Below are 13,186 nucleotides of genomic sequence, written 5' to 3'. Positions count from 1 at the left end.
AGTGATGAACAAAGTTTTGAAAATATTTATCCTGTGCCTTTTGTTTTTCCCCGCTACAATGTGGGGGCAATCTCATCTTGTGCCTGGCACGGCGGTTGAAGAACCTCTGAGCAAACATCACCATGACCGTCCGGTGAACTTCGGTATTAAAGGTGGCTTCACCTCTTCCCTTTTTCTTGTATCCAACCTTACATTGAACGGTATCACAATAGACGAGGTGCAGAATAACTATAAGATAGGTTATTTCGGTTCTGTCTTCATGCGTATCAACTTTGAACGCCACTTCCTGCAACCGGAAATATCCTACAATATCAACCGTTGCAACATTACTTTCGAAAAACCTGCCGCAGAGGATGCCCCTTTGGAAATGGCATCTATTACGTCATCCATTCACAGCGTAGATATTCCTGTGATCTATGGATATAATGTTATCAAGGAGGGGCCTTATAGCCTGGCTGTATTCGGCGGTCCAAAGTTCCGTTATATCTGGAATAAAAAAAGCGAAGTCACTTTTGAGAATTTTGACCAGCAGGGAATCAGTGAAAGATTGCGGCCATTGAACCTCAGCTTCACCCTTGGAGTGGCCGTCACCATTTCCCGCATTTTCTTCGACTTCCGTTATGATATAGGATTACATAATATATCGCGCAAAGTGACTTATGATGACGGTGTCGTCGAAGGTGATCCACCTGCCGACGAAATACGTTTCCACCGACGAGACAATGTGCTCAGCTTTTCCTTTGGAGTATTCTTTTAGAAAGTAAATTTCTGTCTTTTCTGACAGTTTATTCATTTTTTTACCGTAAATTTGTGCGCTTAATAAGAGAACACAGATTTATCAAACTTATCTAAGTAAGCAAAATGAAAAGAGACGATTTAATTTTCGATATCATCGAAAAAGAACATCAACGTCAGCTCAAAGGTATTGAACTGATTGCATCAGAGAATTTTGTAAGTGACCAAGTAATGGAGGCAATGGGCTCCTGTCTCACTAACAAGTATGCAGAAGGTTATCCTGGCAAACGTTACTACGGAGGTTGCGAAGTAGTAGACCAGAGCGAACAAATTGCTATCGACCGCATAAAGGAAATCTTTGGTGCAGAATGGGCTAACGTGCAACCCCACTCAGGCGCACAGGCTAATGCAGCTGTATTCCTCGCTGTATTGAATCCGGGTGACAAATTCATGGGATTGAATCTGGCTCACGGCGGTCACCTCTCACACGGCTCTTTAGTAAATACTTCCGGTATTATCTATACTCCCTGTGAATATAATCTGAATAAGGAAACCGGTCGCGTAGACTATGACCAGATGGAAGAAGTTGCTTTGCGCGAAAAACCTAAAATGATCATCGGTGGCGGTTCAGCATATTCCCGCGAATGGGACTACAAACGTATGCGCGAAATCGCAGACAAAGTAGGTGCTATCCTGATGATCGATATGGCTCACCCTGCCGGACTGATTGCAGCCGGATTGCTGGATAACCCTGTGAAGTATGCTCATATCGTTACTTCTACTACCCATAAGACTTTGCGTGGTCCTCGCGGTGGTATCATCTTGATTGGCAAAGACTTCCCTAATCCTTGGGGAAAAACAACACCGAAAGGTGAAATCAAGATGATGTCTCAGTTGATCGACTCAGCCGTATTCCCGGGTATCCAAGGTGGTCCGTTGGAACACGTTATTGCAGCAAAGGCTGTTGCATTCGGTGAAATCCTGCAACCTGAATTCAAAGAATATGCTGCTCAAGTGAAGAAAAATGCAGCCGTACTGGCACAAGCATTAATCGACCGTGGCTTTACAATCGTTTCAGGTGGTACGGATAATCACTCTATGCTGGTCGACCTACGTAGCAAATATCCTGATCTCACAGGCAAAGTTGCTGAAAAAGCATTGGTATCTGCCGATATCACTGTAAACAAGAATATGGTTCCGTTCGATAGCCGCTCTGCATTCCAAACTTCCGGTATCCGTCTGGGTACTCCTGCCATCACTACTCGTGGTGCTAAAGAAGATCTGATGCTGGAAATTGCAGAAATGATTGAAACGGTTCTGTCCAATGTAGAAAATGAAGCGGTTATTACCGAAGTTCGCGCACGCGTGAATAAGACTATGGAAAAATATCCGCTGTTTGCATACTAAGAAAACGTATATAAAAGCTTTTAGTTATAAAAAATCCGCAGTCTTCATCAGGCTGCGGATTTCTTTTTTATGTCTAATAGCTGATTTAGCTCAACCCTTCTATATTTCCATCCACAATATCAATATGCATAGCCTGCGGTTCTTTGGGAAGTCCCGGCATACGTAAAATTTCTCCTGCAATGGCAACAATCATTTCCGCACCGTTATTGATTACAATATCTTTGATGTGGAATTCAAAATTATTCACTGCACCATATATCTTCGGATCGGCAGAGAAAGAATATTGAGTTTTGGCTATACAAACTGGATAATGGCCAATGCCCATCTTCTCTATCAGTTTAATGATTTTGCGTGAATGAATGCTATAAGTCACCACACTGGCACCATATAGATTACAAGCTATCTTCTCTATCTTTTGTTCTACACTATCATTCTCACTATAACTGAAATTCAAAGGTTCGGAAGTTTTTTTCTCAATAGTATCCACTACCAGATTAGCAAGTTCCACGGCTCCTTCTCCACCTTTTGCAAATGCATTATTGACAGCAAAACCAACGCCTAATTTTTCCTCACAGTGATGACGGATCGCTTCCACTTCCTCATCCGTATCACTGGCAAAACGATTGAAAGCAACCACCACCGTCTGACCGAACGAACGCAGATTACGTATATGCTTATCAAGATTACCGAACCCTTGCTGCAATCCCTCCATATTGGACTCTTTAATACGATCGAGGCTGACACCTCCATGCATTTTCAAACCTTGTGCAGTGGCAACAATCACAGTCAACTTTGGTTGCAATCCACTTTTACGGCATTTGATATTATAAAATTTCTCCGCACCGAGGTCAGCACCGAAGCCGGCTTCCGTTACAACATAGTCGCCGAAAGTCATGGCCATTTTCGTTGCCAGAATAGAGTTACAACCATGTGCAATATTGGCGAATGGACCTCCATGAACAAAAGCAGCCGATCCTTCGGTAGTTTGAACTAAGTTCGGATTAATGGCATCTTTCAACAATACAGTAATAGCTCCAGCAATACCTAACTCCTTCACTGTGAATGGACAACCATCAAATCGGAAACCAAGAATAATATTCTCAATCCGTCGTTTCAGGTCGTCTATGTCCTTTGCCAAACAAAGAATAGCCATAATTTCGGATGCAGGGGTAATATCGAAGCCGGATTCTTCGGTAATACCGTTCGTACTGGGACCTAAACCCGTGACAATACTACGCAAAGAACGGTCGTTCACATCCAATACACGCTGCCAGATAATCTCTTTCAGCCCGAATCCATCCGCCTGATGCTGATAAAGATAATTGTCGAGCAATGCGGATATCATATTGTGCGCCGAAGTGATGGCATGAAAATCTCCTGTAAAGTGCAGATTTATCTTTTCCATAGGAAGCACCTGGGCATAACCGCCACCTGCTGCCCCCCCCTTCATGCCGAAACAAGGTCCTAATGAAGGCTCACGCAAAGCAACAATCGCCTTTTTACCAATTTTATTCAATCCCAAAGCCAGACCGATAGAAACTGTAGTTTTACCAATACCTGCTTTGGTAGCGGTAATAGCAGTTACCAAAATCAGGTTACTTTTCTTCACTTTTTCTTCATCAATCAGATGTGTAGGGATTTTAGCAATATACCGTCCGTAGTTTTCTACTTCTTCACGTGGAATACCTACATTCTCGGCTACCTGCTTAATCTTCTTCAGCTCTATGCTGCGGGCTATTTCAATGTCTGATTTCATACAGAGAACTTCTTTAAATAAAACTTTCTTTTTGAAAGTTACAAAAGTACGAAAAAGAGTGCAGATAGCAAGATTTTAGAATAAGAAAGCCTCTGCTGTCTTATTCAAGTGTCAAAGCGATACCTTCTATACGATCCGAGTTTGAACCTTCCGGCTCGATCATATCGAAAGAACGTGTTCCGGCCGGCAATGGAGCGAAATAAAGAGTATAATCAGCTTCCCCACTTTCCGGCATGTAGAATTTTTCCCCTAAAGGAATACCCTCCGAACGAAGAACAGGACACACTGTTCCATTATCCGCTACTAACTGGATATTCTTCATTATTTGTATCCAGTATTTCGGTATATAATAGGCACGAATCCGCAGAATCGTGGCAGTATCCGTTAATATAACCTGGCGAATTTCAGGAATATCGTTATTGCTTTTTTTCACCTTCGGGAAGTTCACCACTTTATGTCCATTCTCTTCCCCTAAGCTCATCACATATTCGTTTGCATTTAACAGGCGGCGAAATTTTCGTTTCAAGCTGTGTGCACTATATCCGAACCATTTTCTACGATGCGTCCTTCAGGTGAAATAAGGACATAATTGGGTATTCCACGTACTCCATATTTGGCAAATAATCCATTGCTTCCTTTCAATTCATTCAGATTCTGCCAAGTCATTTCATGGGTTTTAGAGGCAGTTTCCCAACCTTTCTTGGTATCGATGCTCAGACTTACTATTGTCAGGCGATCTTTGTACATCTCAGCCACTTCCTTCATTTCGGGTAGAGCCATAAGACACGGACCGCAACCACGACTCCAGAAATCCAACATGATATACTTACCTTTGAAATCAGCCAAGTGGTGTACATTCCCTTCCAGATCATACAAATCAGCATCTGCCATTTCATCACCCACTTCCACTACTTGGGGAGGAAAGAGATATGTATATGTATTCATTGCCAAATTGGTCTGTTTTTTTTCATCGGTCAGTCCTTCATAGAGAGCAATCACTTCTTCTTTATAGGGATAATTTTCCGTATACTTTGCTGACATTGCCAGCTTCTCCAAGTGCTCCAGCCAAATATCGTCAACAGGAATCTGCTTCATACGTTTTATAGTGTTGGCATCAATACGGATCGTAATTTCATCTTCCAGCTTTCGTAAACTATCAGCTTGTGCACGTATCGCCTGTCTTTCTTCGTCCACCGCACTTCCTGCATACTTCCGGCGGTATGCACGCTGCAATAAAGCATTGCGCTGATATTCATTCCACAATTCGCGTGAGTCGTTTATAAAAGCCTGATTAGCCACTTGTTCCGGAACAGTGCTTTTCACATCCCAAGTCCGTATCAGTGTGTTTTCACCGCTTATCTGTATATTATCTCCCGAACGAACCCAAAGTCTTAAGCTCATAGAAGGAAACTTGTCACTTCTTCCCATTATGTCCACTATTTCAGTTTCATTTCCCAATGTTTCTGCCTGAAAACGAAAATGTCCGTTACGAATCGTATCAACGCCGATACTGTTGCCCACATTTCCATCTAAACGAAACAAGGTGACTAAAGTTCCGTCTTCTACATTCTTCACTTGCCCTTCTATTGTAAAAGTCCCTTGAGCTTGTGCTGCCCAAACGCTTGCCATTAAGAACAGCGTTACAATCTCTTTCTTCATATACGTGCTGTTTAGTTATAAAATTATATATCTACGTACAAAACTATATGATTTCTCCGAGATCGGCAAACAAAATTACGATTATTTCGTAATAACCTGTTTACTTTAATATTAAGCATCTACTACCCGAATATTTTTACTTTCAGTCAATATATATCCGTCCATCATCCGTATGATTCTTTCTGCTTCACGGGCATTCTCTTCAGAGTGGGTAACCATAACAACAGTGGCCCCATCACGATTCAGTTCTTTCAGGAGGCTCATCACTTCATTACCGTTCGTAGAATCCAGATTTCCCGTAGGTTCATCAGCGAGGATAATACGTGGATTGGTAACAATGGCACGCGCTATGGCCACACGCTGTTGCTGTCCACCGGAAAGTTGTTGCGGATAATGCTCGGTGCGGTGAGCTATCTGCATACGCTCCAAAGCCTCATTGACACGTTTCACACGCTCACGCGTGGACACTCCGGCATAGAGCAAAGGAAGTTCCACGTTTTCAAAGACTGTAAGTTCATCTATCAGATTGAAACTTTGGAATACAAAACCAAGATTTCCGTTACGCAAATCCGTACGGTCATTCTCGGAGTAGTGGGAAACTTCCTGATCCAGAAACCAAAGTTCACCGGAAGTGGGGCTATCAAGCAAACCTATCATATTCAGCAAGGTAGACTTACCACAACCGGAAGGTCCCATAATGGCAACAAACTCTCCCTGATTGATTTCCAAACTTACTTCATTCAATGCAGTGGTCTGCACGCTTTCCGTACGAAATATCTTACTGAGTCCAATAGTCTTTATCATATTCAATTTATTTTTTTCATTATAATCAAATCTCGTTATCATTATATCCAAATCTATTTTTCATTATGTATGAAATGAATCTTACTCATACCTCAATGATTCTACCGGATTTTGTGATGCTTTCCGCCATGTCTGTCCAAAGACAGTAAATGAAGTAATACCCGCTATCATTGCCCCTGCCAACAGGAATAGCCACCAACTAATGGGCGTTTGATAAGCAAATTCACTCAACCAACGATGCATTAAGAAATATCCTAACGGGCAAGCCATCACGAAAGCAATGCCTATCCAGCGAAGATATTCCAAACAGAACATCCGTACTATGCGGTCGGAATGAGCCCCATTCACTTTGCGGACACCTATCTCTTTAGTCCGCTGCTCGGTAGAAAGAGCAACCAGCCCGAATACCCCCATCATAGCAATAACAATGGCAATGATGGTGAAAAATAACAGCATCCGGCTTTGTTGCTGCTCTTTGGCATAATTCTTGTTCAGAGTATCGGAGAAAAACTGATAATTGAATTCTTTGACGAAAATATCATCACGCACCGCCCATTCTTCAAATTTCTGCTGAATATATTTCAAAGTCTCCTGTTTACGCTCGGGGGCTATCTTAATATACATATCGCCCAGACACTCCGGATTATAGTATATATAAGCAGGTTTCATTTTCTCACGCAATGACTGAAAATTAAAATCTTTCACCACACCAACAATACGGGATTTCACGGCCCATCCACTAAATTCTTTATAGACTTCCATACCTATCGGGTCAGCAACTTTCATCGCTTTCCATGCTGTTTCATTGATGACAATCGTTGGCTGAACAGGCTTATCAGAATCACTCTGCATCCAGTAATTCTCAAAATAAGAATCCATCAACTCCCCTTTCAATAATTGTAATCCGAAAGTTTTTACAAAATCACCATCCGCCCATATCTCCATCATTTGCAACGAATCTGTCTTTCCATCTATATCTGTCCACCTGATTGCCGCTTGTCCGTTTTTCTTTTCCAGATTTCCTTCTCCAAAACTTTCAATAGGCGAACCCATCGAAACACTCTTAATATCGGGATTCCTCAATAAGTCTTGTTTGAAATCAGCAACTTCGTACCATAAGCTTGTATGGATGGAGACAATATTCTCTCTGTCAAGTCCCAAATCCTTATTCTCCATGAAGTGAAGTTGCTTCAGTACAATGAAAGTCATCAACATCAATACTATAGCTATGAAAAACTGGATGCAAACCAATCCTTTGATAAGCCCTCCTTTCTTGCCGGTCTTTCGTCCGCCTTTGAAAGCAAGCAACGGATTGACTGATGAAAGATAAAATGCTGGATAAGCACCAGCCAAACAACCTATGCCTATAATACCAAACAGAATATAGAAAATAATATCCCAATTCATTCTTAATGTTATAGCAGTTTCCATAGCTTGGTTGAACAGAGGCAGCATAAGTTCCGTCAGAGCTAAAGCAAGTACCAGAGAAATAAATGATTGTACTAAACTTTCTGAGAGAAACTGTGTAATAAGTGTTTTCCGTTTGGCACCCGTTACTTTGCGCACCCCTATTTCTTTATAGCGTAGTGACGCCCGAGCTGTGGAAAGTGTCATGAAATTGAATGCACCCATAAAGATGACCAGAATGGCTAACGCCACAAATAGGTACATAGTGGCAAGGCTACCATGATTCTTAACGTTTTCATCAGAGAAAGTTGTATGTAGATGAATATCTCTTATCGGCTGGAAACGCAATAGCGTTCGTTTCTCACCAAACTTTTTGAGAGCATGCCTCATTGTTCTTTGCTCCTGACGATACAACTTACCCTCGTCACCCTGTTTCATTTTTACATAAACATGCATTCCACGACGCATGCTATCCCAATTCCACCCCATGGAGAAGAGACCGTATGCATCTATCGAAAAGGCAACATCAAACTGTATGTGACTTTTCGCAGGTATCTTAACCACGGCAACAACAGTGTGTACATCAGTCCGTCCAACATAGTTTCTTTTCACTTTTTTTCCTATGGCAGAAGCATTTCCAAATAGTTTTCGTGCCATAACCTCGGATAATACAACATTATCAAGATTATCCCATAGTTGTTCGGGGTTACCTTCTATTATAGGGAAGGGAAAGACATGAAAAAACGTACTGTCCACATGGACATATTTACCAATTATTCTTTTCTCATCATCTGTCTCCAGTGTAAGGTTATCTTCATATTTGATAGCTGTCGCATCTTCTACTTGTGGAAAATCTTCCTTAAAAACTTTCACAAGTGAGCGTATACTTTCAGGAGATTCCTTTACCTCGCCACTCGTCTCCCGGCTCACTTCTATCACTCTGGAAATACGGTCTGCATCCGGAAAACAATTATCATACGTCAGCTCGTTTATCACCCAGAGGTAAATGAGAAATGCTGCCGTCATGCCAAATACAAAGCCCAGCATATTGATGGTAGAAAATAGGAAGCTCCGCTTGATCAACCGGAGTGCAACTTTTATATAATGCTTTATCATAATCGCATTTATTAGAATAAGACTTTCTTCTACGGAAGTTTCGCAAGAACTATACCAAAAGAATAATACATTGTTTTTCATTTACTTAAGCACAATATCATTTCACAAAATTGCACGATATCGTACACCAAATGCACGCTTCCGTACACTTCTTTTTCAAAAACTTTACCTATCTTTGTACATGTCCGGAAAAGAGCCCTGTATCCGCACATTTTAAACTTAACTTTAAGTATGATGAAACGAGGAAAGATACTCATTGTAGACGATAATGAAGACATTCTCTTCACCTTGAAAATGCTACTGCGTCCTTTGGTAGAAAGTATCACTATGACAACTGACCCACGTGAATTGCTGCCGCTCATCTCTCGTACCCACTTCAACGTCATCTTGCTTGACATGAATTTCCGTCGGGATGCCGTCAGTGGAAAGGAAGGATTCCACTGGTTGAACGAGATACTGAAGCTGGACGAGAAAGCTGTTGTTATCTTCATTACCGCCTATGCGGATACGGAAAAGGCAGTTCAAGCCATTAAACAAGGTGCCACAGATTTCATTCCCAAACCCTGGCAAAACGAGAAACTGATAGCCACCGTCTCCTCCGCACTGCAACTCAGTTTCAGCCGAACGGAAGTAGAAACCCTGAAACAACAGAAGGAGACTTTAAAAGAACAAACAGAAGCTTTGACCCTTCCCCTTGAGCCAACGCGCGTCATCGGTGAATCTGCCGCCATGCAAGCTATTTTTCAGACGATAAGAAAGTTCTCCGAAACAGATGCGAACCTTTTGCTCCTGGGAGAAAACGGAACAGGTAAAGACTTGATTGCCCGCTATGTTTACGAACAGTCCCCCCGCAAGAATGAGATCTACGTACCTATCGATTTAGGAAGTATTCCTGATACGTTATTCGAAAGCGAATTGTTCGGATATGAAAAAGGTGCATTTACCGACGCCCGCAAGAATAAGCCGGGACGTGTGGAAGTAGCTTCAGGCGGAACGTTGTTCCTGAACGAAATCGGCAATCTGAGTCTTCCGCTTCAAGCGAAGTTACTTTCGGTCATAGAGCAAAGAAAGAGCTCACGGCTCGGCTCTACCACCTCCTACCCTGTAGATGTAAGATTGATTTGTGCCACAAATACGGATTTATACAGCGCCATCGACGACGGACAATTCCGCCAGGATTTACTGTACCGCATCAATACGATTGAAATTCGTATTCCGCCTTTGCGGGAACGGGGAAACGACCTGTTCCTGTTGGCCGATTTCTTTCTCCAACGCTATCGGAAGAAGTATAAGAAAGAGCTTCGGGGAATTTCCAAAGAAGCACGAAAGACGCTGCAACTTTACCGTTGGCCGGGCAATGTGCGTGAACTGGAGCATGCCATCGAACGTGCCGTCATCCTCTCTACAGGAACCATGCTGGCTCCAGATGATTTCATGTTACGCAGCCCCCGATCTTCGAATACTGTATCTGAAAAAGATAAGTATAATCTGGAACGGATGGAAAAGGATGCGATCAATGAGGTAATGAGAATGTGTGGCGGTAACATTACATTGGCAGCAGAAATGCTGGGAATCACAAGGACTTCACTTTATAGAAGGATTGAAAAGTTCGGATTATGAAAAGTCAAACTTGGGTAAAAACGCCTCTTTGGCTCACAATTGCATTATTGATATGTTGCCTCGTTTCAGCTTGGTTGGCTGTACACGGCTTTTATTTTAGCCTGTTTGTGGCACTCTGCCTCACGGCGTTTGTTGCTTATACCATATATAGGTATATCTTACGTTCTGCGCGTGCCATGGCCCAGTTTATCTGGGCTGTGCGCTACTCTGAATTTCTTTCTTCTCCCACTTCCAATCTCAATGCCACCCAGCCTCTTCCCGAAGAACTGCTGACCGAAATGCAGGATGCCCTTGAACATTACCGGAATAACCTGCAAAAGAAAGAAAGCAAATTGCAGTATTTTCAGGCACTTGCCAATCATATAGACATGGCTATTCTTGTTTATACGCCCGACGGGCAAATGGAATGGGTCAATGATGCAGCCAAACGTCTGATACATATCGATTGCCCGCATACGATAAATGATCTGGTCGACTTTCACCCCGATCTCCCGGCCAAGCTGCATACACTGAAAGCAGGCGATTTGTCCGTATGGCAAATCAAACAGGAAGAAGAGACTGTGCAATTCGCTCTTTCCGGTATGGAGTTTGTCATTCAAGGCAGGAAACTCTTGATTGCCGGAATGAAGAATATCCATTCTGCCCTGGATAACCGTGAGACGGAAGCCTGGCAAAAGCTAATCCGTGTACTGACACATGAAATTATGAATTCCATTACTCCCATCATTTCGCTTACAGAACTTCTTGCCAAGCACGCCGACAGTCTGGAAGGTGACGAAGAAACCAAAATGGAAATCAGACAGATGTTGCAAACCATCGGTCGCAGAGGGAACGGTCTAGTACGCTTTATGAATAGCTACCGGGAAGTATCGCACCTGCCCCACCCTTTATTAAAACTTTATAATGCCGGAGAACTGCTGAAAGGAGTCGTTCAATTGATGCAAAATGATACAGATGATCTACACCTCTCTCTTCCCAACGTTCCGTTGCGCCTGATTGCAGATAAAGAGCAAATAGAACAGGTACTTATCAACCTGATACGGAATGCCCGCGAAAACGAAGCGACACAAATCACTCTTTCCGCGGGCATCACTCCAGGAAATCACCTTTTCCTGCGTGTTACTGATAATGGAACCGGCATCGATCCGGAAGTTCAGGAACGTATTTTCATTCCATTTTTCACCACAAAACCGACCGGTTCAGGTATCGGGTTAACCATCTCGCGCCAAATCATGCACCAGCATCATGGAAGCATTACGGTGCAATCAAAAGTGGGAGAAGGAAGCACGTTTACACTTCTGTTCCCGATAGTTTAATAAGTGATTAGTGCTACGCTATAATGCCGCAAGGAGACTAATCACTTATCACTAACCCCTAATCACTTATTACAACGCTTTTTTGTATAAATCCAGAATAATCTCCTTCGTCACCTCGCGAGGATTACCCGGTGTACAAACATCGGCAATAGCAGCCGTAGCCAGCTTGTCGAGATCGCTTTCCTTGATACCTAATTCAGAAAGGTGTTGCGGAATACCTACTCTTACTGACAGCGCTCTCACCGCATCTACGGCAGCACGTGCAGCTTCTTCCTGGCTCATACCTTCTTTATATACTTTCATCGCCTTAGCAATTTCCACATACTTATCAAGTGCAGCAGGAGCATTAAATTCCATAATGATAGGCAGCAACAACGCATTAGCCACACCGTGAGGTATATCAAAAATAGCACCCAATGGATGTGCCATACCATGAACAACGCCCAAACCTACATTAGAGAATGCCATACCTGCAATATATTGCGCTACCGCCATACCATTACGTGCCTCTGCATTTGTCGGCTCAAACACGGCCGTTTCCAAATAACGGGTAATCATTTCGATAGCTTTAATTTCAAACATATCGCTCATTTCCCAAGCTCCCTTAGTAATCAGACCTTCAATAGCATGTGTCAATGCATCCAATCCCGTAGAAGCGGTCAGCCCTTTAGGCAAAGTGTACATCAATTCGGCATCTACAATGGCGATGGCAGGAATATCATTCGGATCTACACATACCATCTTCTTTTCATTCACTTCGTCGGTAATCACGTAGTTGATAGTCACTTCGGCAGCCGTTCCTGCTGTAGTAGGCAGAGCAATGATAGGCACGGATTTCTTCTGAGTCGGCGCCACTCCTTCCAGAGAAACCACATCACTGAATTCCGGGTTATTAGTGATAATGCCGATAGCTTTTGATGTATCGATGGAAGAACCACCACCAATAGCCAGAATAAAATCGGCACCGGATTCTGCAAACGCTTTCACACCTGCATTTACATTACTAACCGTAGGATTTGGTTTAATATCGCTGAATACAACATAGGGTATGCCTGCCTTATCCAGTACGGAAAGCACCTTGTCAGCTACACCAAATTTAATCAGATCTTTGTCGGTAGATACAAAGGCTTTTTTCAAGCCGAGACGTTTAATTTCCTGTGGGAGCACTTCGCGGGCACCCGGTCCGAAGTAGGATACTTCGTTCAAGACGAATCTGTTAATCATAATACGATAATTTAAGTTCCGCAGTGTCATTTTGAGATTGAGTGTGCGGAAGGTTGATACTTCATTTTGTTCCGACAAAATTAAGAAATATAGAGGAGGAAGGGACAAAAGATTCTGATTTTTATAGTGTGCGGAATGCTTT

Annotated in this window: 8 protein-coding genes and 1 pseudogene; 4 read left to right on the top strand and 5 right to left on the bottom strand. The window is 42.7% G+C overall.

Going from position 1 to position 13,186, the window contains the following annotated elements:
* Positions 1 to 4: 4 nt before the first annotated feature.
* Both BWI44_RS15070 and glyA read left to right on the top strand, forming a co-directional pair.
* A complete protein-coding gene (locus BWI44_RS15070; RefSeq protein ID WP_022391316.1) occupies positions 5 to 757 on the top strand; it encodes a porin family protein in 753 nt (250 codons plus the stop codon).
* A gap of 104 nt (positions 758 to 861) precedes the next feature.
* Positions 862 to 2,142 (top strand): serine hydroxymethyltransferase, encoded by a 1,281-nt coding sequence (glyA, locus tag BWI44_RS15065; protein ID WP_021967617.1) that lies wholly within the window; start codon positions 862 to 864, stop codon positions 2,140 to 2,142.
* A gap of 85 nt (positions 2,143 to 2,227) precedes the next feature.
* Here the strand turns inward: glyA and BWI44_RS15060 are convergent, their stop codons facing one another.
* The 4 genes and pseudogenes from BWI44_RS15060 to BWI44_RS15045 form a co-directional block, all read right to left on the bottom strand.
* Positions 2,228 to 3,898 (bottom strand): formate--tetrahydrofolate ligase, encoded by a 1,671-nt coding sequence (locus tag BWI44_RS15060; protein WP_195209452.1) that lies wholly within the window; start codon positions 3,896 to 3,898, stop codon positions 2,228 to 2,230.
* 100 nt (positions 3,899 to 3,998) lie between these two features.
* A pseudogene (locus tag BWI44_RS15055) lies at positions 3,999 to 5,557 on the bottom strand (redoxin domain-containing protein).
* Positions 5,558 to 5,668: 111 nt separating this feature from the next.
* Positions 5,669 to 6,361, bottom strand: a complete 693-nt coding sequence (locus BWI44_RS15050) for an ABC transporter ATP-binding protein (protein ID WP_044155197.1) — start codon at positions 6,359 to 6,361, stop codon at positions 5,669 to 5,671.
* Positions 6,362 to 6,442: 81 nt separating this feature from the next.
* Positions 6,443 to 8,884: an FtsX-like permease family protein gene (locus BWI44_RS15045; protein ID WP_195209453.1), complete on the bottom strand. Its 2,442-nt coding sequence runs from the start codon at positions 8,882 to 8,884 to the stop codon at positions 6,443 to 6,445.
* A gap of 234 nt (positions 8,885 to 9,118) precedes the next feature.
* Here BWI44_RS15045 and BWI44_RS15040 point away from each other — a divergent pair, with 234 nt between their 5' ends.
* Complete coding sequence (locus BWI44_RS15040) at positions 9,119 to 10,504, top strand: sigma-54-dependent transcriptional regulator (RefSeq protein WP_195209465.1); 1,386 nt, start codon at positions 9,119 to 9,121, stop codon at positions 10,502 to 10,504.
* Positions 10,501 to 11,820: a sensor histidine kinase gene (locus tag BWI44_RS15035; RefSeq protein ID WP_044532934.1), complete on the top strand. Its 1,320-nt coding sequence runs from the start codon at positions 10,501 to 10,503 to the stop codon at positions 11,818 to 11,820. The genes BWI44_RS15040 and BWI44_RS15035 overlap by 4 nt, the downstream gene beginning before the upstream one ends.
* Positions 11,821 to 11,889: 69 nt before the next feature.
* Here the strand turns inward: BWI44_RS15035 and fucO are convergent, their stop codons facing one another.
* Positions 11,890 to 13,044: a lactaldehyde reductase gene (gene fucO / locus BWI44_RS15030; RefSeq protein WP_044155199.1), complete on the bottom strand. Its 1,155-nt coding sequence runs from the start codon at positions 13,042 to 13,044 to the stop codon at positions 11,890 to 11,892.
* Positions 13,045 to 13,186 lie beyond the last annotated feature (142 nt).

It is taken from the genome of Bacteroides sp. Phil13 (genome assembly GCF_001940965.1).
In the GTDB taxonomy this organism is placed as follows: Bacteria; Bacteroidota; Bacteroidia; order Bacteroidales; family Bacteroidaceae; genus Bacteroides; species Bacteroides intestinalis.
This window is presented reverse-complemented; position numbering and strand designations above follow the sequence as displayed.

Coding starts and splice junctions, on each gene's coding strand:
- BWI44_RS15040 (WP_195209465.1), top strand. CDS start 9,119: ATGAAACGAGGAAAGATACTCATTGTAGACGATAATGAAGACATTCTC.
- glyA (WP_021967617.1), top strand. CDS start 862: ATGAAAAGAGACGATTTAATTTTCGATATCATCGAAAAAGAACATCAA.
- BWI44_RS15045 (WP_195209453.1), bottom strand. CDS start 8,884: ATGATAAAGCATTATATAAAAGTTGCACTCCGGTTGATCAAGCGGAGC.
- BWI44_RS15050 (WP_044155197.1), bottom strand. CDS start 6,361: ATGATAAAGACTATTGGACTCAGTAAGATATTTCGTACGGAAAGCGTG.
- BWI44_RS15035 (WP_044532934.1), top strand. CDS start 10,501: ATGAAAAGTCAAACTTGGGTAAAAACGCCTCTTTGGCTCACAATTGCA.
- BWI44_RS15070 (WP_022391316.1), top strand. CDS start 5: ATGAACAAAGTTTTGAAAATATTTATCCTGTGCCTTTTGTTTTTCCCC.
- fucO (WP_044155199.1), bottom strand. CDS start 13,044: ATGATTAACAGATTCGTCTTGAACGAAGTATCCTACTTCGGACCGGGT.
- BWI44_RS15060 (WP_195209452.1), bottom strand. CDS start 3,898: ATGAAATCAGACATTGAAATAGCCCGCAGCATAGAGCTGAAGAAGATT.